Origin of the sequence: Leptospira kemamanensis, assembly GCF_004769665.1 — a bacterium.
Lineage (GTDB): Bacteria > Spirochaetota > Leptospiria > Leptospirales > Leptospiraceae > Leptospira_A > Leptospira_A kemamanensis.
Map to the genome: position 1 here is coordinate 47,266 of NZ_RQGG01000043.1, position 23,754 is coordinate 71,019.

Annotated in this window: 24 protein-coding genes; 15 read left to right on the forward strand and 9 right to left on the reverse strand. The window is 39.7% G+C overall.

Annotated features, from left to right (window positions below):
* Positions 1-513: a hypothetical protein gene (locus EHQ59_RS14540; protein WP_244245564.1), complete on the reverse strand. Its 513-nt coding sequence runs from the start codon at positions 511-513 to the stop codon at positions 1-3.
* Positions 514-596: 83 nt separating this feature from the next.
* Positions 597-2,141 carry a restriction endonuclease gene (locus tag EHQ59_RS14545; RefSeq protein WP_135620365.1) on the reverse strand — a complete coding sequence of 515 codons (1,545 nt, stop codon included), beginning with the start codon at positions 2,139-2,141 and terminating at the stop codon, positions 597-599.
* Between the two features lie 26 nt (positions 2,142-2,167).
* Between EHQ59_RS14545 and EHQ59_RS14550 the strand changes: the two genes are divergently transcribed.
* The 6 genes from EHQ59_RS14550 to EHQ59_RS14575 all read left to right on the forward strand — a co-directional run bounded on the left by EHQ59_RS14550 (position 2,168) and on the right by EHQ59_RS14575 (position 5,929).
* Positions 2,168-2,743: an ABC transporter permease gene (locus EHQ59_RS14550; protein WP_244245565.1), complete on the forward strand. Its 576-nt coding sequence runs from the start codon at positions 2,168-2,170 to the stop codon at positions 2,741-2,743.
* A complete protein-coding gene (locus tag EHQ59_RS14555; RefSeq protein WP_135620366.1) occupies positions 2,743-3,414 on the forward strand; it encodes an ABC transporter ATP-binding protein in 672 nt (223 codons plus the stop codon). Before EHQ59_RS14550 ends, EHQ59_RS14555 begins: the two co-directional genes overlap by 1 nt.
* A gap of 4 nt (positions 3,415-3,418) precedes the next feature.
* A complete protein-coding gene (locus EHQ59_RS14560) occupies positions 3,419-4,315 on the forward strand; it encodes an ROK family protein (protein WP_135620367.1) in 897 nt (298 codons plus the stop codon).
* Between the two features lies 1 nt (position 4,316).
* Positions 4,317-4,661 (forward strand): histidine triad nucleotide-binding protein, encoded by a 345-nt coding sequence (locus EHQ59_RS14565; protein ID WP_135620368.1) that lies wholly within the window; start codon positions 4,317-4,319, stop codon positions 4,659-4,661.
* Positions 4,662-4,665: 4 nt separating this feature from the next.
* Positions 4,666-5,625 carry a lysylphosphatidylglycerol synthase transmembrane domain-containing protein gene (locus EHQ59_RS14570; RefSeq protein ID WP_135620369.1) on the forward strand — a complete coding sequence of 320 codons (960 nt, stop codon included), beginning with the start codon at positions 4,666-4,668 and terminating at the stop codon, positions 5,623-5,625.
* Positions 5,626-5,737: 112 nt separating this feature from the next.
* A complete protein-coding gene (locus tag EHQ59_RS14575) occupies positions 5,738-5,929 on the forward strand; it encodes a lipocalin family protein (protein WP_244245574.1) in 192 nt (63 codons plus the stop codon).
* A 4-nt stretch (positions 5,930-5,933) separates the two neighbouring features.
* On the opposite strand, the gene EHQ59_RS14580 is transcribed toward EHQ59_RS14575, so the two are convergent.
* Together EHQ59_RS14580 and EHQ59_RS14585 are read right to left on the reverse strand one after the other, a co-directional pair.
* Positions 5,934-6,395 carry a VOC family protein gene (locus EHQ59_RS14580; protein ID WP_135620370.1) on the reverse strand — a complete coding sequence of 154 codons (462 nt, stop codon included), beginning with the start codon at positions 6,393-6,395 and terminating at the stop codon, positions 5,934-5,936.
* A 159-nt stretch (positions 6,396-6,554) separates the two neighbouring features.
* Positions 6,555-8,600, reverse strand: a complete 2,046-nt coding sequence (locus EHQ59_RS14585) for a methyl-accepting chemotaxis protein (RefSeq protein WP_135620371.1) — start codon at positions 8,598-8,600, stop codon at positions 6,555-6,557.
* A 110-nt stretch (positions 8,601-8,710) separates the two neighbouring features.
* On the opposite strand from EHQ59_RS14585, the gene EHQ59_RS14590 reads away from it, so the two are divergent.
* Positions 8,711-10,288, forward strand: a complete 1,578-nt coding sequence (locus tag EHQ59_RS14590; RefSeq protein WP_135620372.1) for a hypothetical protein — start codon at positions 8,711-8,713, stop codon at positions 10,286-10,288.
* Here EHQ59_RS14590 and EHQ59_RS14595 read toward each other — a convergent pair.
* The 3 genes from EHQ59_RS14595 to EHQ59_RS14605 are packed head-to-tail and all read right to left on the reverse strand — an operon-like array spanning position 10,268 to position 14,819.
* A complete protein-coding gene (locus EHQ59_RS14595) occupies positions 10,268-12,640 on the reverse strand; it encodes a hybrid sensor histidine kinase/response regulator (RefSeq protein WP_135620373.1) in 2,373 nt (790 codons plus the stop codon). The genes EHQ59_RS14590 and EHQ59_RS14595 overlap by 21 nt on opposite strands.
* Positions 12,641-12,653: 13 nt before the next feature.
* Positions 12,654-13,196 carry a Tll0287-like domain-containing protein gene (locus EHQ59_RS14600; protein ID WP_135620374.1) on the reverse strand — a complete coding sequence of 181 codons (543 nt, stop codon included), beginning with the start codon at positions 13,194-13,196 and terminating at the stop codon, positions 12,654-12,656.
* Positions 13,197-13,208: 12 nt separating this feature from the next.
* A complete protein-coding gene (locus tag EHQ59_RS14605) occupies positions 13,209-14,819 on the reverse strand; it encodes a sensor histidine kinase (RefSeq protein WP_135620375.1) in 1,611 nt (536 codons plus the stop codon).
* 108 nt (positions 14,820-14,927) lie between these two features.
* Between EHQ59_RS14605 and argC the strand changes: the two genes are divergently transcribed.
* Positions 14,928-15,950, forward strand: a complete 1,023-nt coding sequence (argC, locus tag EHQ59_RS14610) for an N-acetyl-gamma-glutamyl-phosphate reductase (RefSeq protein ID WP_135620376.1) — start codon at positions 14,928-14,930, stop codon at positions 15,948-15,950.
* Complete coding sequence (locus EHQ59_RS14615; protein WP_135620377.1) at positions 15,937-16,536, forward strand: phosphorylase; 600 nt, start codon at positions 15,937-15,939, stop codon at positions 16,534-16,536. Before argC ends, EHQ59_RS14615 begins: the two co-directional genes overlap by 14 nt.
* An 89-nt stretch (positions 16,537-16,625) precedes the next feature.
* On the opposite strand, the gene EHQ59_RS14620 is transcribed toward EHQ59_RS14615, so the two are convergent.
* Both EHQ59_RS14620 and EHQ59_RS14625 read right to left on the reverse strand, forming a co-directional pair.
* Positions 16,626-17,234 carry a glutathione S-transferase family protein gene (locus EHQ59_RS14620; protein ID WP_135620378.1) on the reverse strand — a complete coding sequence of 203 codons (609 nt, stop codon included), beginning with the start codon at positions 17,232-17,234 and terminating at the stop codon, positions 16,626-16,628.
* A 60-nt stretch (positions 17,235-17,294) separates the two neighbouring features.
* Positions 17,295-18,464: a deoxyguanosinetriphosphate triphosphohydrolase gene (locus tag EHQ59_RS14625; protein ID WP_135620379.1), complete on the reverse strand. Its 1,170-nt coding sequence runs from the start codon at positions 18,462-18,464 to the stop codon at positions 17,295-17,297.
* Positions 18,465-18,513: 49 nt separating this feature from the next.
* Between EHQ59_RS14625 and EHQ59_RS14630 the strand changes: the two genes are divergently transcribed.
* The 6 genes from EHQ59_RS14630 to EHQ59_RS14655 all read left to right on the forward strand — a co-directional run bounded on the left by EHQ59_RS14630 (position 18,514) and on the right by EHQ59_RS14655 (position 23,741).
* On the forward strand, positions 18,514-19,134 hold the full coding sequence (locus EHQ59_RS14630) for a DedA family protein (protein WP_135620380.1): 621 nt from the start codon (positions 18,514-18,516) through the stop codon (positions 19,132-19,134).
* Entirely contained in the window at positions 19,131-19,625 is a 495-nt protein-coding gene (locus EHQ59_RS14635) for an LIC11661 family lipoprotein (protein WP_208652419.1), read from the forward strand. The genes EHQ59_RS14630 and EHQ59_RS14635 overlap by 4 nt, the downstream gene beginning before the upstream one ends.
* A 167-nt stretch (positions 19,626-19,792) precedes the next feature.
* A complete protein-coding gene (locus tag EHQ59_RS14640; RefSeq protein ID WP_135620381.1) occupies positions 19,793-20,695 on the forward strand; it encodes a TRAP transporter TatT component family protein in 903 nt (300 codons plus the stop codon).
* A 20-nt stretch (positions 20,696-20,715) separates the two neighbouring features.
* On the forward strand, positions 20,716-21,723 hold the full coding sequence (gene dctP, locus EHQ59_RS14645) for a TRAP transporter substrate-binding protein DctP (RefSeq protein WP_135620382.1): 1,008 nt from the start codon (positions 20,716-20,718) through the stop codon (positions 21,721-21,723).
* A gap of 21 nt (positions 21,724-21,744) precedes the next feature.
* Positions 21,745-22,440 carry a TRAP transporter small permease gene (locus EHQ59_RS14650; RefSeq protein ID WP_135620383.1) on the forward strand — a complete coding sequence of 232 codons (696 nt, stop codon included), beginning with the start codon at positions 21,745-21,747 and terminating at the stop codon, positions 22,438-22,440.
* The gene (locus EHQ59_RS14655; RefSeq protein WP_135620384.1) at positions 22,440-23,741 is read left to right on the forward strand and encodes a TRAP transporter large permease; all 1,302 of its coding nucleotides are present in this window, start codon (positions 22,440-22,442) and stop codon (positions 23,739-23,741) included. Before EHQ59_RS14650 ends, EHQ59_RS14655 begins: the two co-directional genes overlap by 1 nt.
* Positions 23,742-23,754: the final 13 nt, after the last annotated feature.

The window sequence follows — 23,754 nt, forward strand, 5'->3', positions numbered from 1 at the left end:
TTAAAACATTCGGTGCAAATACCAAGTATTTTGAATTTTGATAAAATTTGGATTGATGAGGTATCGTTCTAATTCTGGATCTTTGGGAAACCGAAACTTCATCTCCACTTCTTCGGAAGAACTCACATAAAGATCCACAAACACTGTACCTGCTTGTGAAAACACTTCCCGAACTGTTAGATTTCCCGAAGAACCTTTTTTTTCATTCAGTTTGGATGAATTAAAATAATACAAAGCAAAATACCCATTGGGATCACTTAGATCTGCTTTTACCTCATCCAAGGTCCAATAGCCTTTTGCATCCACAAACAATCCTGTTTCTTTATCTACGAAAGGGAGCAAATGATGGAAATGACCTTCACAAAGATCGAATAACAATTGTTTGATCTGAAAAAGAAGGATGGTTCGATCAAAATTGGTAATCCCTTTTCCGTATACCGTTCCGAGTGAAATAGGATAAGGACACTGGGTGATAGTCGTATTTGGTAAGGATCTTTCTTCTTTTGGTGGCAAGGTAGATTGGCAATGGATAAGGAGAAAAAAAACAAGGATTCCGAGGAAAATTCGACTATGGAAAAGAAAATTTTGTCTTCGCATTACATCGTTTTGTTGAGGAGGTCCTCAAACAAATCCCCTGAATACATTTCGAGTGCTCCATTACTTGCTGCGATGATTTTTTTACCGGCTTCTGTGACGTCAAAATTTCCAATCACATATCCTTTAGTAGCACCCAAATCTTCCATTTGGTTTGTCATCTCTCGTAAAAATACATCCGATACCTTGGCATCTTTCCATTTTCGTACGCGAAACAAAGCTCGTTTGTTCACATCTTCTTTGGAAGAGGCAAGTAAATTCACTCCATCTGCTTCCGGGTTTGCGATTTCTTTGGTTACGCGGTATCCAAGACTCATCACCATTCGAGTGGCTTGGTTTTTAAAATTGGTTCCAGGCAAACTTATGAATTTTTCAAATTTATCCAGACCTAACATATCCAATTTGGAGGTGAGTTTTTTTCCACTTTCATCCACCATACCTTTGATGTTAAAAGGTTTGGAAGAACGCATTCCACTTAACTCAAAATAACGAGAGTTTGGAAACAAATTCACAGAGAGTAAATTTAACTCACGAGTTAAGTCATATTCATGCGTTAATGATTCCACAGTCCCTGTTCCACGTTCCAGCCTGTATTTTAAATTCGCAAGGGCAATGACATCAGGATCATCCAATCGTTCCGCTTCCGCTTCGATTAAATATTCGGCTCCATCTTCATACCTGCCCATATAGGTGGTGATCATCGCATAATGAATGCTACATTCCGTGATTTCACTTTGCCATGCATTGAGTTTTGCCATCTCCAAACACAAACGACCATACTTCAAAGCTTCTGGAAAATTTTGCATGAGGATGGCTTCTGTCATCAGGAATTGAAATAAGGTGAATCGAACAAATTCGTCTTCGATCTGTTCGCTGATGGCAATGGCAGTTTTCACTGCATCTTTGTGTTTGTTCTCGCGAGAAAGAGATAACGCATATAAAAATCCAGAGACAGGAGTTTTTTCAATTTTATACGCCTTTTCAAAATACTCACGTTCCTTGCCACCACCTGTCACTCCTGAGATCACCCCTTTGGCGATGTAAAAGGAAGTGAGACCTATTTTTTCTTCCGGGATCCTTGCAAAAAAATGCTCCGCAATTTTGAATTCCTTTTGCCCAAGTGCCATAAATCCCAATCGGATGCAGGCAATGGGGTTAGAACGATCGTTTTGAAGGGTATCCAGGTAGTGGAAAAATGCTTCTTCAAAAAAATCTTTGTTATAATAAATCTCCGCAATGCGGTTGGAAACGGTTACGGGATCAATTTCCTTTGTGTAGCGATTGTTTTTTTTGATGATTTCGAGGTGTTTGGCTTCGTTGAGAGGGTCATTTTCCATGGCATAGATTTTTGCCATTACGTAGTGACCATGGGGGTTTTGGTGGTCTTCTTCTAGTTTTTCCCTAACGAGGGCCCTCGCATCTAGAAAATTCCCTAAAGTCGCGAGACTCAGAGCCTTGGCATAACTATCTCGCCTTTGTCCAATCACAAAGGTAAGGAGAAACCCAAGCATTATCACAGCGGCTCCTACAAAGATAAAAAATGCCAAATTCGAATCCTTCCTAAATTCCTATTTTGGTTGGTAAAAAAGAGTCTTACGTCAATTCTGTCCTGGAAGTGATACAACTCACCTACATTTCGTTTGCTCTTCGACTTCTCTTACGAGATCGTCTCTATTCCTTGGCCTATGGCCTTGCGGGAACCCTTATCTTTACTTTCCTGGTACTTGCAGTCAGGATCCACTTCCACTTGTATGCGGGAGTGTCTCTTACTAGTATCGTTTCCTTTGACAAGTCTCCGCAGATTCTTTTTTACGCCACTAGCTTTGCACTCATGACTTTATTTTTCTTCCATTGTTTGCATGCATTGGGTGATATCGGCGTGATGATGGCAGTGGGTGGAAACCGTATGGGATGTATTTTCCTCCATTCTTTGTCCCTATTTTTCCTATTTTTGCCTAGTTTCCTCCTTGGGATCGTGATCAATTTAGGATTGTTAACCCCTCCTCCTGATTTTGGGATTTTTGGGGAAGTGAAATCGATTTTCACTTGTTTGGTGCTTTTTCTCTTTTTAGGAATCCTTGTGTCTGTTCCCACCGTTGGAATCAGTACCTTTATGGATCCTTACAAATCCATTCGGAGACAAAAATAATGTTACTCCGTGTCCACAATTTGACCAAACGATTTGGAAAAGAAGAAGCGGTGAGTTCCGTCAGCTTCGATGTGAACCAAGGAGATTACGTAGCCATCATCGGGCCTTCTGGTTCCGGCAAAACCACTCTTCTTTCTATGTTAACAGGAATGTTGTCTCCTTCAGAAGGGGACATTTTGTACGACCAAATCAAACTTTCCCAAATTTCCAAACAGGAACTTGCAGAAATTAGAGCACGTGACCTAGGACTAGTTTTCCAATTTTCAGAACTTGTGGGAAACTTAACGATCAAAGAAAATATCCTTTTACCTGCTCTTTTTACAAAGAAGTTTTCGAATGATGATTATCTTCGCAAATGTGATTATTTAATTGAACACCTGAAACTAGGTGACATTCAAAACTCTTTGCCAAGAACTTTATCTGGTGGGCAAATCCAAAAGGCAGCAATCGCAAGGTCTCTCATCAATGACCCAGCAATTCTCTTTGCCGATGAACCTTCTGGAGATTTGGATCCTGAAAATAGTTATCTAGTGCAACTCTTACTGAATGAATACAACAAACGAAACCACTCCATTATCCTCGTCACACACGATATGAAACTAGCCTTCGATGCCCAAACCGTTTACGAAATGAAAAACGGAAGGTTTGAACAAGTGATTAAGGGAGAGTGATGTTTTGAAACAAGCAATAGGTGTTGATATTGGTGGTGGGAGTATCCGAGTTTCTTTATTTGATGAAGAAGGCAAAGAACTCAAATCCAATCATACAAAAACACCTGAGCATCTCGACAACCAGTCCTTTTTAGAAATCTTAAAAGAAAGCATTCGCCCCCTAACTCCTGGTGCCATTGGAATCGGAGTGGGTTCCCCTGGCCCCTTAAATAACGAAACGGGAGTTTTACTCACAAGTGCCAATATGGTAGGATTACAAAACGTCCCCATCAAACAGACGTTAGAGAGAGCATTTTCTTTACCTGTGTATTATGAAAATGATGCCAACTGTGCAGCGCTTGGAGAAGCTTATTTTGGTAGTTATAAAGAATACGAATCCCAACTCATCCTTACCTTAGGAACAGGTGTAGGTGGAGGATTTGTCAATCGAGGAGCGTTGTATACAGGTTACCTGGGAAATGGAATCGAGATAGGCCATACAACTTCTGTGATTGGTGGAGCCCTTTGCGGTTGTGGTGCCAAAGGTTGTGTTGAAAGTTACTTTTCCACTCGAGGATTTCTCAATCGTTATTTTGAAAAAACCCAAACCAAACTTCCAAACGCAGAAGCTTTTTTTGATCTTGTCCGAAAAGAAGATCCGATCTCTAAAGAAATTTTAGAATTTGGAACGTTGGCACTAGCCCATGCAGTGCGAGGTGCCATCCATCTTTTAAACCCCGAAGTGGTTGTGTTTGTGGGTGGGATTACTAATTCTTATGATTTATTTGGGAAACATCTAGAATCTGAAATTCGTTCCAATATTTTCTCCGTTTTAAATGAAAGATTGAAACTAGGAAAAGGAAGGAATCTTTCAGGAACACTAGGGGCTTGTTCGTTAGTATTTGCCAAAAAGAAGGTTTGATATGGAAAATTGTATCTTTTGTAAAATCATTCGAGGGGAAATTCCAGCAAAAAAAGAATACGAATCGGATTCCATTTTTGTATTCCATGACATCACCCCACAGGCGCCCATCCACCTACTCATCATACCCAAAACCCATATCACAAGTATGAATGAAATCGGAAACTTAGATCCTAAGGTAACCAATGAAATTTTCCAAGTGATACCAAAGTTAGCTGAAAAAAATGGAATCTTGGAAAAGGGTTACCGAGTTGTGAATAATTGTGGAAATTACGGAGGACAGACGGTTGGACATTTACACTTTCACTTGTTAGGTGGAAGGCATATGGTATGGCCACCGGGTTAATCAAATGAAAAAATTATTTTTTGGTATCATCGTTTCTGGCATTGCCATTTATTTTTTACAGAAAAATTTTGATTTAAGTGAATTCCAACGATTGGAAGGTAAAATCAATTGGTGGATTTTACCTTTACTCATTTTATCAAACTTATGGGCTTTTGTTCCCTTTTCTATCCGTTGGTTCCACCTGTTAGAAAAAAGAATTACTTTTACCCAATCCTTTTCCACAGCTATCATTGGAGTCGGCTTAAATATGGTGTTACCAGCTCGTGGGGGAGATTTGGTTCGCCTACTCATGAACAAACGGGATTCTGATTTACCACTTACCCATTTACTAAGTCGTATCTTTTTAGAAAAGGTGATGGACTTAGGTGCAGTCGTAGTCATTGGAGCAACTGCTCTTTTTTATATGGGACTTGGCCAATCGAAAAACTTAAGTTTACTTCTCATCTCGAGCCTTGTCATCATCGGAATGTTAGTTGGTCTCATACTCGTGAAGTATTTTTTGTCCGCATTACGATCCATTCTTCTCAAATGTTTTACCCTGATTGGTAAAAAATCTTTGTTTGAAACAAAACTGGATCACCACCTCATCGAGTTTTCCGAATTTTTACAAGGTGACAAATTGAAAATCCCACTAGCCTATTCCCTACCAACTTGGGTATTTGGTTATGCTCTTTCCTATTATTTAGCGGGTTTACTCATTGGGATGCCCATTCGATTTCCGGAAGCCCTGCTCTTTATGTTCCTCGGTGGGATGGGTGTTGCGATTCCTTCAGCTCCTTCTGGAATTGGTGTGTTTCATGCTGCCATCATTTCGGGTTTTATCATTTTGGGAAGAGATCCTGGAGAAGGACTTGTGTATGCAACAGTCGTTCATTTGACGCAATTTCTCATCACCACATTCCTAGCTTTATTTGCATATGGGTATTGGCGTTTGGCCCATCAGAAAAAAGAAATCATCACTTAATTTTTTTGATGCAAATCATTCCAAGTTCCTATCTAAGTTGTGATGGAAACTTGGATCAAACGAAACCAATTTGTTAGTATTTTTTATTACTATTTGTGGCTATGTTTCTGTTTTGGTTGTTCCACAAAATCAATTTCCATTAAGAAATCGAACGTATTATCAGACTGCCCTAATTGGCGGACCTGATCCCAATTTTTTGTGGGTATTCTCTAGAGAAAAAACGATTTCCCAATCAATAGTAAACGAATATATCCAATACGCAAAAACGATTGGTTATGACACCAATCGTTTGCAATCTTACTAAAAACTTAACCGAGAGCTTTGATCACATCCTCTGGCGCTTGCACAAGTTCCACTAAAACACCTTCACTGCAAAGAGGAAATTCTTCGTTCCCTTTAGGGTGAATGAAACAAACGTTATATCCTGCAGCCCCTTTTCGAATCCCACCCGGTGTGAAACGAACACCTTGTTTGGTTAAGTATTCCACACACTCTTCCAATTTATCAATCCACAAGCCAATATGATTGAGTTTAGGATCGTGTACTTTCGGGCTTTTGTTCGGATCGATGGGTTGCATCAAATCAATTTCCACTTTGTAGGGACCGTTGCCCATAGAAAGAATGTCTTCGTCGACATTTTCTTTTTCACTTTTATAATCGGAAACTTTCGTAAGACCCATGATTTCAACCCAAAACTTGGATAATTTTTCTTTGGACTCACCACCAATGGCAACTTGTTGGATTCCTAAAACTTTAAATGGACGTGACATGGTTTGGGCTCTCCTATCTTCTTTTTTCAAAAATCGAGTATTTCTTCTCCATCAATGTCTTTGATAGAAGCTCATCCGAATACTATTTTTTTACAAGAATGGAAGGATTTGCTTTCCGAACACAAACAAACTTGTTCTGAAACGACCTGCAAAACGAGATCAGTTCTCTATTTTAAATTGATAAGCAATGTCTTTCATATCGATGGCAGTTTGGTTTAGTTCTGCCGAACTATCAGCTGTTTGCATCGAGACTTCACTCATTTGGTTTGTCCCAGAACTAATTTCTCCCAATGCTAATGCATTTTGATTCATCGCTTCTGAAACCGAAATGATCGCATGGTGAACTTCACTGATACTTCCACTGATCTCTTTGGCTAATGTAAAGGTTCGTTTAGCAAGGGCATTGATTTCTTCCGATTGGATGCGGTATTCTTTTCCGGAAGCAACTACACCTTCGTAATCAGGAATGACTTTTCCTGTGATCATACCGAGAAGTTCCTTCACAGAATCCACCATCTCCAACATAGCTTTTTCTAATTTGTGATTGAGTTCCACAATTTTTTTCACTGTATCTTGGGATTTACCAGCCAAGTTGGAAACTTCCGTAGCCACTACAGCAAATCCTCTTCCATGTTCCCCTGCTCGTGCTGCTTCAATTGCGGCATTTAACGAAAGCAAGTTGGTCTGATCCCCTATCTCTGCAATCATACTTGCCAATTCTCGAATTTCTTTGATCGCTTCCGCATCTTTCACTGCATTTTGGATTTTAGTATTGATTGTTTCAAACAAGGCTTTTGCATCCAAAAGCGATTTCCCGACAAAGGATTCTAATTCACTTGCTTTCCCTTCAATTTTTTCCGCTCCTTTGGATACAAGTTCCATTTCACTTCCTAACAAATTCAATGTGTCAATCATGGAATTGGATTGCGAAGAGATCTCTTCTGCAGAAGCTGATACGTTCTCCGCACTGGCAGAAAGTTCTTGGACAGAAGAAGCGATTTCTTCAATGGTAGCCGAAGAATCGGAAGCTAACGAAGACAGGTGGGAACTCTTTCCCGTAATTGATTCGGAGAGTTTTTGAATTTTTTGGACGATCACAATCAAGTTTTGGCGCATTTTTTCCAAACTTTTTGCCATACCACCAATCTCATCCTTTCGTTCCAATTGGCCCCTTGGTACCTCAAATGATAATTCATTATGGGAAATGCGATTCATGAGCATCGATGCTTCGCGAATCGCATGAGTCACCTTCGTTAACACATAACCCATTCCCATCGATACAACCACTACCGAAAATAGGATGCTAAAGATGGTAAATAATGCAATGGAATCTAAGGATTTTGTCATATTCGAAACTGGTACTCTGTAAATCACACGCCAGGGAACCGAATGGAGTTTGTAACTTCCATATAAGCAATGTTTTCCATTTGAATCTAATCCGGAAAAAATCATCACTTCTTCACCTGTATCTTTTAATTTGACACTGACTTCTTCCGGAAATGCTTTTTTTATATTTTGGTCAAGAAGGTTACTATCTAAAGCCAATTGGATATTTCCTTGGTTGTCCACTAACCAACTCTCCCCACCAAATTGATCCACTTGCGTAAACTGTTTAGAAGCAACGGAGACATCAATTCCAATCGAACTGATTAACACTGGATTTCCATTTTCCATGGCAACCGCATTCACAAAAATAGCGTACGATTTGTATTCAGCAGTGTAATCCATATTGATTACCAAATCTTTTTTTGATTGGATGAGTTCGTAAAACCAACTATCATCTGGATCTTTGTCACTCAATGTATCAATTTTTTTAGCGGATTCGTTCCAATAGTTTTTGGTTAAAGGATTTATCAGTCCCATATAGGTGATATAACCTAACTTCGATTTGTAAGATGTAAGATTTCGGAACACAGTATCCGTTTCTCCTCCTTTTGGTTCAGAAGCTTTTGCCCAACGAATGGTATTGACGTCGGATGCAATGAGAACTGCGGTTTCCTTGGCGCGCTCTAAAATGGAATCAATGGTAGCCGACTTGGATTCTAGGATTTTTACGATATCAAAACTTTCTAATTTGGAAATGATCGTACTTCTCCCAACATAAAAACTTAGGAAACCTGTTAAACCACAAGCAAAGGTAACGGACAGAATGGTTAAACCGATGAGTTTCGTCCGAAGTGAATTGGGTTCCCATTTGAATTTCATAAATTTTGAATCCTTTCCTATGAAGACTTAGAATGTTTTCTTGCAAAATCTTTGCACTTTGCATAGGCTGTTCTAACATTTTTGCCTAGGTAGACACAAGGAAAATTTTAATGAAACACCTATTTCCCATCCTTTTCTTCTTTGTGTTACTCAGTAACGTAACTATCCTTTGGTCGGAACCTGAAAAGGAAGACAAACCGATTTCCAAAGAAGGGAACACTCTGTATCCTCCCAAAGGAATCTCTTCTCAATCCAATGAAACCAAACAAGTACAACCCAGTGAAATCCAATATAAAATCACAGGAATGCTCAAAACGGATTTTGCCTATGCCAACCAATCTCTTTTGTCTTTTGGATTTGATAATTTAGTGGGACCTACTGTTGCCAAACGACACGTACAAGCACGAGATGCGGAACCTCGTTCGGGGATTTACCCAACCAGTTCTTTACTTGGTGCAGAGATCAGTTACGGGAACAAAGCAAAAGCAATCTTTGAAGCTGATTTTGTGGATGTGACCAAAAGTTCTGTGGGTGCGGAAACAAAACCTCGTGTGAGACAAATCTATTTTAATTACACTCCCACTTCCAATCTGGAATTCTTTTTAGGAAGGACATGGGATCTTTTTGCAGGCATTTACCCACATTCCTATAATGCCAGTGCCTTTATGTCTGCTTCTGGAAACGTAGGTTGGCAAAGAGAACAAATCGGCATCTGGTACAAATTAGGTGATTTTAAACTGGGTTCGGCGATTGGTACTACTGGATTCCATAATGATCCAAATGTGAAAACCAATATTGAACGAAATACCATGCCAACCGTGGCCGCTCGATTGGATTGGATCCCAAGTAAAAATTTCCTTTTCACCACTTCCGCCATTGGAACCAAACTGAAAGTCAGTGATCCGAAAACAGATTCCGCAAGAGACGGACAAACCTTATATCCAGAGGAAACTTTAAATACCAACCAAACACCTTTGTCTGCCTTTCTCCAAAAAGAAAGACAAGAACGGGCAATCCTTAATTCAGGTGCAATCTCCATTGGATTTATTTGGAAACGAGGAAGTTTTGAATCTAGAGGCGAAGTCACTTATGGATCAAACCTAATATCGATTACAGCTTCTGGCATTGCGCCTTTTCAAACGACAACATACGGAGAACAATTCGCTGAGAGCCGTTTCGGATATCTATCTGGGGGGTATGCAACGGATGCTAAAGCAAGTACCAAATCAAAATTTGAATCTCCAAGAGAAGTCACTGGTTTTTTAAGTTTGAATTATGATGTTTCAAAACAAATTGGTTTGGGTCTTCATGGTGGTGCATCCAAAATCACGAATCCAGAAGTATTAGTGGGTGCTGATTATACTCTCCTCACTATTAGCCGACCCGATACCTTCCAGTGGACATCCAATCCAAGAGTGATGGGTTCCATTCGCGAAAATATAAATTACGGTTTTCGAATGAATTACGATCCAGAAGAAAGAGTTCGTTTTTTTATCCAAACCGATGTCTTCCGAACGTTTTACAAAGATATGGATCGGTATTCTGGACTTTCCGCACACATCAATAGTTATGATCCAATTGCACAATCAGGGGAATTACGAGATCCAGGAAATCCTTCCACTCGTTCCAGTGCAGTCTCTGAATCTTGGATGGTGCGTTTGGGTGGTTTATTTCGTTTTGATTCTTGAGTTTGATTCATCTAACCATTTCAAAAGAATTTGTTTGAGACTTTCTTTTTGAACGGGTTTACTTAGATAATCATTCATCCCAACAGCAAAACATTTTTCTTTTTCCCCGGCAATGATTCCTGCTGTCACTGCTACGATGGGAACATCTTTTCCTTCGGTCAAATTACGAATCGCTACAGTAGCATCATATCCATTTTTGACAGGCATCTGAATGTCCATGAGGATGAGATTGGGTTGTTCTTTTTGGAAAACAGTGATGGCCTCTTCTCCATTTTCCGCTTCTAGAATTTTTACATTCGTGACGATCCGTTTGATGAAATTTTTCATGAGTCCCATGTTTACCAAATTGTCTTCGACCACCAACACTTTCACGAGTGAGGTATCTGCCTCTTGGTTCCACCCAGGTTGGACCTCTTTGACAGATAAAGATGGATCTGAAGACAAACTCGCATCAAATTCTGGAATTCGAAAGGGAATGTCGAAGTAGAACTCACTTCCTTTCCCCAATTCACTTTCCAATTTTAAGTCTGATTTCATTAATTTCAATAATTGCCGGCAAATCGCAAGGCCAAGCCCTGTTCCACCAAACTTCCGTGTGGTGGAAAAATCCTCTTGGGTAAAGGAATCAAATATCTTTTTTTGGTTTTCTTTTGCGATTCCAATCCCAGAATCTTTTACCGAAATCCGAACCAAAACTTCCTTTTCATTGGGTGAGGCCAAACCTTCCAATTTACATTCAATAAAACCGACCTCTGTAAATTTAAGAGCGTTTCCAATCAAATTCAACATGACTTGCCGCAATCGATTTGCATCAAACATGAGAGTTAATGGAATTGTGTGATCCAAATCCAAACGGATATCCAATCCTTTGGTAATCGCTTGGATATCCATGATTCGAATGGATTCTAAAATGACCACTTTTAGATCATTGGGCTCTTCGGCTAACTGGAGTTTACCTGCTTCCGCTTTGGAAAAATCCAAAATATCATTCACGATATTTAAAAGTGTATGTGCAGATTGTTTGACAATTTGTGCGTATTCATTAAAAGCAGTATCCACTAAAGTTTCAGCAAGTAAATCAGAATAACCAATGATCCCATTTAACGGGGTACGAATTTCATGACTCATGTTCGCAAGAAATTCTGATTTGGCATTATATGATTTTTCAGCTACTTCTTTGGCATGTTTCAACTCTAACTTAGTTTCGTATGATTCTGTGATGTCCCTTGTGAACATCAATATCCCACCGACCCCACCTGATAACAAATTCCAAGGCCGAATTTCCCACTGGATCACTTGGTCTTTTTCCCAACCAGGAGGGCGCCAAATGTCTTCATCACATCTTAACACTTCCCCACTTAACCCTCGCGAGTGAATTGTTTTCCAATCATCCCCAATATTGGGAAAAATTTCATAATGGGATTTTCCAATGATTTCCTCTTTAGACAAAGTGATCTTATAGTCATCGATCCATCGTTGGCTAAGAGCAACATAACGCATATCCTGATCGAGCATCGCCACTGCAGCGGGAGCATGTTCCACAAACGACCATAAGATGGCTGTTTGGGAAGCAAGTGCCATCTCCCATTTTTTTCGATCGTTGATGTCTTGGATGATTCCATAAATTTTAACGATTTTTTGATTTTCATATTCTGCACGACCAATGGTTCGCACCCAAGTTTGGTTCCCTTTTGCAGTCACCATTTCTAATTCTAAATCATACTCAATTCCCTGTTCCAAAAGAGAATTGACAGCCTTCGCGATTTTGTTTCGACTTTCTTCCGAATGGTAAAACTGAAGGCCTGATTCTATACTGGGATTAAAATCATCTCCTACTTCATGAATGCGTTTGGTCACATTGGTCCAATTGGCTTTTCCTGTTCGTAAATCCAAATCCCAACCACCAATTTTTGCCAAGTTAGCCATTTGGTCGAGAAGCCTTGACACAGATTTGAATTCCATTTCCGATTGAATGATCGGAGTTTGGTTCCGATCTTTACTTTCGATGGCAGCATCTAACGCAAGGATACGATATGGTTTGCCTGCTTCCTTAAATACTTTGGAAAAAAACCGAAACGGAAAACCCGCACTTTCGCTTGGATCAAAACAGATTCTTCCAAAAAATGAATCATTGGGTTTATAGTCTGAGTCTAGTAAGTAACCTGAGTGATTCAGGATACAGGCAGCAGGAAAGGATTGGTGAGGAGAAAGTCCCATTGACCTTATCGCAATTTCACTTGGATACACCATTCCTAAATTGGTATCCCATATCAAAAATCCATACAATCCATGTTCAAGAACGAATTCACATAACTCAGGTTTGTTTTTGATGAAGGAAATGGGATGAATCATAGAATGGGATCGATTACTTTTTAAATGTGACGGAAAAAAGTCCTCTTAAATCTCCTATTTCGTAATCGATTGCTCTATCATTTGGAAAAAGTTTGGCTAATGTTTCCTTGGTATCTTTTGTGATTTCATTCGCTTTTCCATGGCAACCGACACATTGACCCGTAATTACGATTGGCACATAGACGGTCACAACTTCATCCGATCTGACGATTTGATTTGGATAAACTCCCTCTTTGGATTTTCCTTGTTTGACCAAAGAAAAGATCTTCAACTCATCCTCTGTCATCATATTCTTTGGGTTTCTTGGTTTGTCTGTAATTCGTCTCAAGGACACAGCTTTTTGATTTCCCAGGTTTTCAGTGAAACGTAGTGCATTCTCATGGCAAAAAGGAATCGCTTGTCTGGTTCCCCCTTCTTTCATTTGGGACATTAGTTTTTGTTGGAGGTTTGATTTTGCTTCTGTTGTGATGGCGATGGCCAATGTTTCATATTGTAAATTTTCCTTTTGGCATTGGAATAAAAGGAAAACGACTGGAACTAAATACCATATTTTCATCTTACATTTCTCCTAACTGATTGTTTCATTTCCATTTGTTTTTTCTGGCAAACAAACACGAAACATTGTTTTTCCTGGTTCGGAAGTGAAATCAATGGTTCCGCCTTGTTCTTTGACGATATTTTTACAGATATAAAGTCCAAGTCCAATCCCTTCCCCTTTTTCCTTGGTCGTAAAAAAAGCTTGGAAAATGGAATCTTGGATCGAATGAGGAATTCCAACTCCTTTGTCGATGAAATTCACTTCCAATTGTTCGTCTGCATTACGAAAGAGTTTCACTTGGATTTCCCCCGTTTTATGAGACGTAGCTTGGATGGCATTAAACAGTAAATGAGACCAAACCAATTTGATTGCGGGTTCATTCACCATGGCTTCTAATCGATCGTCAATATTTGTGACAAGGATTCGATTCATTTCTAAATATTGCGTATATAAAATCAAGATATCACGTATGCCATCCCCAATTCGTACGAGCTCTTTTTCTGTTTCTTGGAATGGTTTAGAGAATTGTTGGAATGTAGAAATGACTTTTTCAGTTCGATGGATTGAATTGGAAATTAGTAAATTTGCATTTTCCATCGTTTTATATTTTAACCAAGAAAACACAAATTCCCAATCTTTTTTATCTTCTTCTGCAATTCCGTCAAAACTTTTATAATCAATCCCTAAATCAATACAACGATCTGCTAAATAAAATAAATCGTGACGAGGTAGAAAAGGAAATAGTTGTAATATCAAATCCATCTCTTCTCGTTTTTCTTTTTTTGTACGATGTTTCCATAATATTTGTTTTTCTTTTTCGATCCAAAGAGGTTCCCGACTAGTCAGGAAACGTTTTTCTTCTGACAATAAAAAGTTCACCATGGACAGAATGCCCGCAAGTGGGTTTTTGATTTCATGGGCAACATTGGAAGAAAGCGATCCTAGTGTGACCAATCGATCACTTTGAATCAAACTGGTTTCTCTTTCGTTTAACTCGATGGCTAATTTTTGGTTATTGTTTTCCAGAATATCGAGTAAAAACGAAACCAACTTCACAATACAAATTGTTTTCGCAGCAAGTAAAATTACCTTTAATACCTCGAGAACAAAAACAACTCGATTGGGTCCTTGGGGAGTCAGCTGGTATCCAAAATCAATTTCGACTCCCAACTGGTGCGCAAAAAAAATACCACCTATATACCCAAGGCTTACAATGATTCCCATCACAATGGAAAACGTCCGATGTAAAAAAAAGGAAATGTAAAGTTGGAATAAAAAAAACAGGGAAAAGAAAATTGAGTTCTGAATGGGTAAGGCTTTTAACCCAACGGGATGGGCAAAAATCGCCATGTAATACCCAAAGAGTAAAACACTATAATCAATTCCCAAAAACAACATGATCCATTGGTTTGCAATGGGGTTCTTTTGTTTGTTCTTAAGGAAATGTTTCCCCAAATAGGAAGTACCAAAAAAATACAAAGTAAATGCGACAGCGATGTAAAAAGGTGGTTTTCCGAAATTTAAAATGGAAGCAAGGATTCCAAGCCAACCAAGAACCATCCGGATCGAAATCAAAATGAGTAATCCTTTTGATTTCATTTGGTTGGAAAACTGCAGAAGTAAACCCGAGGAAGTGACCATAAAGAAGTGCCATCATTCGATGAGATGATTTTGGAAAATCAAGCATTTTGCTTACAGACCCGTTTGACAACCTAGGACAATTCCAAATTCTTGACCTTGGTTCCGATTATGAAACAAACTAAACTCGCAATCATCGGCGCAGGTGGACTTACTGGCAAAGAACTCACCAGTTTACTTGCCCACCACCCTCATTTTAAACTCGTACATATCACATCTAACCAAGTGAATGGAAAACGCATTCGAGAAGTTTTCCCTGATTTAAACCATTTACCAGACTTGGTGTTCCAGAAACACGAAGTAACCGTACCAGATGACACACATATTGTACTGGCCACTCCGAATGAAGTCTCCCTAGAGAAGGCACCTGAATTTTTAAAACAAGGAAGGAAGGTCATTGATTTATCGGGGACCTTTCGTTTGCAGAACCAAACCAAATTCGAAGCTGCTTACCAATTCAAACATACCCAATGGGAATGGATGGAAAAAGTGGTATTTGGTATCCCCGAACTCTTTCGAGAAAAAATCAAACATGCTCAATTTGTTTCGAATCCTGGTTGTTATGCGACTTCTGCAATTTTACCAATTGCGATTCTTGGAAATCTACGAAATCAAATCCAAGGCCCTGTGATCGTGGATGCAAAATCAGGTGTGAGTGGAGCCGGTGGAAGAACCGAAGAAATCAAATTTGCATACACACATGTTTATGAAAACTTTAGAGCCTATAAGGTATTAAGCCACCAACACGAACCAGAGATGGAAGAGTATGCCTTTGTGGGTGCCGAACCAAAAGAAATTCTATTTACTCCCCACCTACTTCCTGTTTACCGAGGAATCCTCTCTACGATTTATATTCCTTTTTCTAAACCAGTGGATTCGAAAGAAATCGAAGAAAAACTCCTATCGGTTGCAGAAAAAGAACCTTTCATTCGTTTGTACAAAACACCAGAAGAGATTGAGTTAAAAAAAGTCCAAAACACAAACTTTTTAGATATCGGATTTAAGGTAAAAGGAAATACTCTTGTGATCGTGTCCGCCTTAGACAATTTACAAAAAGGGGCAGCAGGACAAGCGTTACAAAATTTAAATTTAATGTTTGGGTATCCGGAAACAGAAGGTCTTGATTCCGTTTAACAAAGAACACACGTTAGTCACCAGTGCTTTTGTAGGAGAAATCGATCTTTTGCAAAAGTCACTGAAATTTCCCCACGTATCACCGTTGGGAATCGGAAATTTAGAACAAGCGATCCAATGTTCTCGGTATCTTGTCCAAAATCAAGAGATCAAACAAATTGCATTTTTAGGGTCTTGTGGTGTCTATCCCTGGGCTCCCTTCCGAATCGGAGATATCGTCTCACCAAAAGAAGTGCATTCCGAGGAAATCTCATCCTTACTTGGATTCGGAAAACAACTTCCCATGAACTCACCGTTTCACAAACTCGAAGTGGATGCTAGTTTTCCTCAAGTGGTTTGTAATGCACCTACGACAATCACCTTATATCAATTAGACGAGACGAATCACCGAAATTGGAAAAACTTCCAAGTAGAAAACTTAGAACTATTTGGTTTGGCGAAGGTTGCAAACCAATTCCAAATCCCCATCACTGCCTACCTTGTGATCACAAATACGGTAGGACCAAAAGGTTCGGCTGATTGGCAAAAGAATTGGAGAGAGTTTTCGAACCAATTACAAAGAACATTCATCGAACACAAAACATAAGAATCCAGTTTTTAACTAGCATTTCCCACATAGATATTGGTAGGGTCTCCAAGTCGAAAAAGGCAATGAATCCAATTCTTTACATCCATTTACGATTTTAACACTTGTTTGACAGCTGGTTCCTCCATAACCCGAGTAATCCATTCTTCCACAGAATTGGGAACCTTAGAATCCATCATACCCACGTTTTCAATGAAAGGTGCATAGAGTATTTCTAAAATTCCAAATTGATTTCCAAACAAATACTGTTCCTTCGACAATATGGTTTCGAGAACATCAAAATGCCTTCCAATCCGTTTGGAAGAATCCTTCATTCGTTTGGGTTCCCAATTTTCTTCTGGAACAAATTTTTTTGCAAAATAAATCACACTCCCTGGAAAACAAAACTCGGATTCACATTGGTTTATCATTTGGTTTAAAATGGCTCTTTTTTGGAGATCCTCAGGAAATAGTGGATTGTCAAAACCATGTTTTTCTTCCAAGTAACGAATGATAGCCGAAGATTCCGATAAAACGAATTCATGATCTCTTAAAACGGGAACCTTCCCATAAGGATTGATGGCAAGGAATGGTTTTTTTCGATTTTCCAATTTATCGAGCGCCACGTGTATAGTTTCATATTCTAAATTCCGAAATTTCAGATAAATATGAACACGTTTGCTATACGTGGAATTGGGATGGGAATAGAGTTCGTACATCATTACCTCAAGCTTTAAAAACCATGATTTTATTTTTTAAAATGATTCAGCACTAAAATCTTAATAGGGAAACCAAAGGATTCCTTCTCGTTTTAATTTTTCAATGGCATACCGATCTGTCATTCCTGCTATGTAATCACAGATGATTCGCATCCGACCATCTTCTTCTTCTCGTTTGCGATAGGATTCTGGAATGGATTCAGGATGAGTTTCAAAATGTTTAAAGAGTAAAAAAATCGTTTCTTTTCCTCGTTCACTCATTCTCGAAACTTCTGGATGCCTATATAAGTTTTGAAACAAATATTGTTTTAACTCCAAAAATTCTTTTTGAAATGCATCAGAAAAATGAACCAACTTAATTTTATTTTGGTACGCTTCGGAAACAGATTCTCTTGAAATAATATTCTGTTTCGTTAAAGTAAGATCAATGGTATCCACTAAATCAGAAACCATCAAATTGAGCAACACTCGCCCAATGGAACGGGAAATGGTATGAGAAGGAGGATTTCCATTTTTTTCTGTGTTCGGTAAACTTTCTTCTAATCGTTTCCAAATCGATAGGAGTTTTACTTCTTCTAATTGCAATAAACCACTCTCAAGTCCATCTTCGATGTCATGTGCACTATAGGTAATTTCATCGGAGGCATCCACAATCAAGGCTTCGAGAGATGGACCTTTTTCTCTTCTCACCGCAAGTAAGTTAGATGATTCATACCCTCCTCCATGTTTCATGATCCCCAGTAGAGTTTCTTCACATAAATTCAAACCAGGAAAATCTGGGTATCTACGTTCTAATTTTTGCACCACACGGAGAGATTGTTTGTTATGTTCGAATCCACCCTTTTCTTTCATGAGTTCAGCGAGAGCTTCTTGACCAGCATGCCCAAAGGGAGAATGCCCCAAGTCATGCGCAAGAGCAATGGATTCACTTAAGTCTTCATTGAGGCCCAACACTTTGGAAATGGTTTTGGAAATCCCTGCCACTTCTAAAGTATGAGTCAATCGATTTCGAAAATGATCACCTTCCGAGTAAACAAACACTTGTGTTTTGTATTCCAATCGTTTGAATGCATGCGAATGGATGATGCGGTCTTTATCTCTTTGGAACGGCAACCGATAAGGATGTTCTGGTTCTGCATAGGCGCGACCGCCTGAATTTCGGCTTCCCACCGCATAGGGAGCAAGGATTTTTTCTTCTTCCTCTAGGAGTTCATTTCTCCCTTTCTTCATAAATCTCTTTCCTTTTTCGACGAAACCATAAAATCAGTATAAATCCCTCATGGACTTTCTACAAACCTTAGTTTCCATTTTTATGCAATACGGTTATTTTGCCGTTTTCGGAATTCTGATCCTTTGTGGTTTTGGACTTCCTGTTCCAGAAGACATCTCGCTCACCGCTGGTGGAGTGATTTCTGGGCTTGGCTATGCCAATGTTCATATCATGTTTTTCGTTGGAATGGCGGGTGTTCTCATTGGTGATACTTTTGTATTTTGGTTAGGAAGGCATTATGGAGAAAAAGCGTTAACTCTTCCTGTTTTACGCACCGTCCTCCACCCTGAGAGATTTGACAAGGTCCGGGAACAATTCAAAAAGTATGGCCGTTGGGTTGTATTTGTGGGTCGTTTTATGCCTGGGCTTCGGATGCCCATTTTCTTTACAGCGGGCACATCCAAACAAATTAGTTTACTTTTGTTTTTACTCACAGATGGATTTGCTGCTCTCATCTCTGTGCCCATTTGGGTGTATTTGGGGTATTATTTTGCCCATAATTTTGATGAGCTCATGAGCTGGGTGCGAAGTGGACAGACCATCATCCTCATCCTCGTGATTCTAGCTTTGGCCCTTCTGGGATTCTTCTTTTGGAGGAAAAAACGCCGCGAAGGAAAGGGAGAAACATGAAAAGACCAGTTTCCCTTGGAAATCTGGTATTTCCTAGTTTCCTAATCGCAGTTTTCCTCGTGTTTCTTGGAAATTGCACCAATTATTCCACAACTTCCTCCGTGCAGGCGCCTCCCACACTCATATCCATCACCAATAATGGAAATTCCAACTTTACCATCAAAGTCAGAGCGCAAAATCCCGAACTCATCTTCCAAGGTTACCGACTTTTTGAAGCTCCCACGGAAGCTCTTGCCCAAAATCCCACGGATTTGAACCAAGGGGCCCAGTGTCTTTTGGCACAGGCGAGTATTGTCCAACCCATTGAATACCTATTTGAGGTGGATCCATCCTCAAATCCCAATACGGCCGGGGTCTCTTGCCGGATTTTTGCCACAATCACACCTGGAAATTACATTTCTCTCCGAACTTTGGGCCTTGCCGTGAATTTGGCCAATAGCACAAGTTCCTATCGGGTTTCCCCACCTTCCAACACTCTTATTGTCCCATAAAATAAAACTTTCTTGCATTTAAGTCAAATGCGTGTATTTTTTTCCGGAATCATGGGATTTCTTTGTGCTTTTTTTAGAATTTCTCTAAAATTTTGCCCCAAAACTTCCTTTAGATGCTACAAATAGAAAGGGAGAAATCCCAAACATTTTTGGAGGATGATGAAAAAATGAACCAAACAAAAAATTGGTCAAAAATCGCACTCGCAACCCTAGTGCTCGTTTCTGTGGTTGCTTGTGGAAAATCTAGACAAGTGAAAATCTCTGCATCGGATGTAACTCGCTCGACTACTCCAGCGAAACTTCCAGCTGATATTGAAAAACTTTGGAAAAACAGACACAACGAACAAGACCTTCGTCAAGCGCTTGTTAGTTTAGAAAAATTTGCAATCGAAAACCCGCAATACACTGACGTGAAAGTGATGTTATGCCGTGGTAATTATTTGATGGGTGATGGCCACTTATGGCTAAAACTGACTGGCGATGCAGATGAAGATGCAAAAGTAAAAGATGAATCCATCGCATTTTATGATGCTGCAGTCAACTGGTGTGAAGCAGCTCTTGCCATGAATCCAAAATTCAGAGACAAAGTAGTTAAAGAAGGTTTAGAGGTTGAAAAGTCTCTTGATGTACTCGGACCAGAAGACATTGATGCACTCTACTGGAGATATGCATCTCTAGGAAAGTGGTCAAGATTGGTTGGTTTTACTACCCTTCTCAACAACCGATCTAAATTTACTGCAATGGTAAACCGAGTGAAAGAAATCGAAAAAGCTATGGGTAAAGAATACTTTTACTCTGCAACTCTTAGATATGATGCAGCAAGTAATGCACTTTCACCTACTGGTGATAAAAAATTAGCTGATAAATACTTTGAAGAAGCAATTGCAAAACACCCTAATTATTTTGCTGTTCGAGTTCTATATGCAGAAAGCCGCTTAAAAGGAAACGAAGACAAATTCAAAAAACAATTGGAATATGTGATCAAAGGAAAAGCAGCTTCTTTACCTGAAATCGAAGCAGACCAAATCGTTGAACAACGAAAAGCTAAAAAATTACTCGACGAACTATAAACCATCACTAGGAGAACTAGATGTTTTTAAAACAGTTAAAATATTTAGTTTGTGTAAGTATCACCCTCACGATCAGTGGGGGTCTTTTTGCTCAAACGACCGTTAAGTTAGCTACCGTAGCTCCAGAAGGATCTCCTTGGGCAAACGAGTTAGCTAAAATTAAAAAGAAAATTGAAAGTGAGTCCCAAGGACAAATTAAATTTAAAATTTATCCTGGTGGGCAAATGGGTGGAGAAAACGAAATCCTCCAACAAGTCATTCGTGGAAAACTGCAAGGTGCTGGTCTTACTGCAGGTGCTCTTGCGAACACGGTAAAAGAATTAAACGTATTAGAAATTCCTTACTTATTTAATTCTTATGCACAAGCTGACTGCGTGTTAGATGACCACTTGTTAGAAGACTTCAGAAAACTCTTCGAAGCCAAAGGTCTTATTTTTGTCACTTGGGCAGAAAATGGATATCGTTCGATCGGTACTAAATCGGCTCCTGTGAAAAAACCAGAAGACCTCAAAGGTGTCAAAATCAGAATCCAAGAATCTCCAGTTCACATTGCTTATTGGAAACAATTAGGTGTGAGCGGAATTCCCATTGCGATTCCAGAAGTTCTTCCATCTTTACAAACAGGTGTGGTAGAAGGGTTTGATAACACTCCTCTTTTCACGTTAGCTGCGGAATGGCAAACAGCGATCAAATATTTTACTTTGACTCGCCATATTTACCAACCAGCTGCTATCCTTTACTCGAAAAAGTATTGGGACACTTTAAATGACGATCAAAAGAAAACTCTAATGGGTGAAGGAAACAAACTTGCTCCAGGTGCAAGACAAGCCGTTCGTTCCATTGAGAAAAACATGATTGCCACTTTGAAAAAAGCAGATGTGCAAGTTTATGAGCCTAGTGCTTCCGACTTAGCAGGTTTCAAAGCAGCTGGTAATGCAGTAGCAGGCCAAGTAGTTGGAAAAATTGGTGGTCAGTCGAAACAGATTTACGACAAAATCCAAAAAGCCAAAGCTGCTTGTGGCGGTTAGAGTAAGGTAGGATATAGATAAATGAAATTCGTCGAACGAATTCTAAATACTTTGAGTTTCGGCGAGAAATGGGCAGGAGGAATTTGTTTCCTTCTGCTCACTCTTCTCATGATTGCTGACGTCTCCAAAAGGGAAGTCATCGATAAAGTTTTAAATTGGACATTAGAAATCTCAGAAGCCTATCCAAACACTGGAGTCGCAGGATTCATTGGTGATTGGAGTGTCTACATTGCAGAATCCATCCACGGTGGAACCTCTTCATTTTTAGAGTGGTTAGGACTTGGTGGGATTATCTGGGCACAAAAATTGTCCCTTTATTTTATGTTATGGGGTGGTTTATTTGGTTCCGCACTTGCCAGTGCAAAGGGTTCTCACCTCAGACCAGAGATTGCAGATAAAGTATTACCAAAAGCTATTTTACATTATGTAAAGATCATTGAACAGTGGGTGATTGCCGCTTTCTTTTTATTCTTAGCCTATCTATCTGTCATATATGTGTTAGAAAGTATTAGTTTAGATGAAGTGAATCCAGTAACTGAAATCCACTTATGGAAAGTCCAATTGATTTTCCCTTATATTTTTATTTCTATGGGGGTTCGCCATTTGTGTTATGGAATTTTTCCAGCACTCATCCCATCTGACATCAATGAGGCGACAGAAGCCTTGGAACTTGCGGAAAAAGAACTTTCCGAATCGAATTCAGGAGGGAATCGCTAATGGGTTCTTGGGGAATTCTTGTACTCTTACTCGCGTTAATTTTACTCAGACAACCTTTGATCGTGCTTATGGGTGCCATCACTGTGTATTGTTATTATTTTTTACCAGATCCACCTCTTGAATCGTTTCATGAACTCAATAGCATCGTGGGTGATTTATTTTTTGCTGGTGATAAGGAAATCCTACTTGCGATTCCTCTTTTCATCATCGCAGGAAATTTAATGACTCATGGTAGTATTGCAAGAAGACTCATTCGGATTGCTCAGGCAATGACGGCCCCCATTCCAGCGGGTCTTGCCATTGCAGGTGTGTTTTCCTGTGGAATCTTTGCAGCGATTTCTGGTTCGTCTCCCGTGACACTCATTGCCATTGGTGGACTCATGTATCCATCTCTCACAAAAGCAGGATATCCAACTCAGTTTTCCATGGGACTTCTCGCTTCTGGGGGAACTCTTGGAATCATCATTCCTCCTAGTATCCCGATGATTGTGTATGCCATCATGGTGGGTGTTTCTGTGACGGATCTTTTTATCGCAGGGATTGGTCCTGGAATTTTACTCATGAGTTTACTGATGCTATATTCCGTCTTACGTGCTGGGAATGTCGGTCGTGGAAAATGGGACTGGGCAGAAATTCGGGTTGCTTGGAAAGAAGGTGTACTTGCCCTTCTAATGCCAGTGGTCATCCTCGGGGGGATTTACTCTGGGTTTTTCACTGCCACAGAATCTGCGGCGATTGCTGTGTTTTATGCCATCCTCGTGGAAGTGTTTATCCACAAAGAATTAAGTTTTCCTAAAATTCCAAAGATCATGGCAGAAAGTGCGGAGATGCTTGGAATCTTATTTCTCATCCTCATCCTTGCGGTCAGTTTGAATAAGTTTATGATCGAAAACGAAATTCCACAAAACCTTGTGGCGACGATGTCGGAACTCATTTCAAGTCCAGTGACATTCCTCATAGGAGTTAATATCCTACTTCTCATCGTGGGAATGTTTATGGATATCATGAGTGCGATTCTCGTATTAGCACCACTGCTTGCGCCGATGGCTGTGAATTATGGAATCAACCCAGTTCATTTTGGAATTATCATGATTGTGAACTTAGAGATCGGTTACCTCACACCACCTGTGGGAGTGAACCTTTTTGTCGCATCAGGGATTTTCAAACAACCATTAGGAAAGGTAATCCAATCAGTAGCACCCATTGTAGGACTATTCCTCATTGGACTGGTACTCATCAGTTGGATTCCTGAGATTTCATTAGGACTATTGGGTGGCGAGGCCGCAGCTCCTAGCCCGTAAAATCTCATCCATT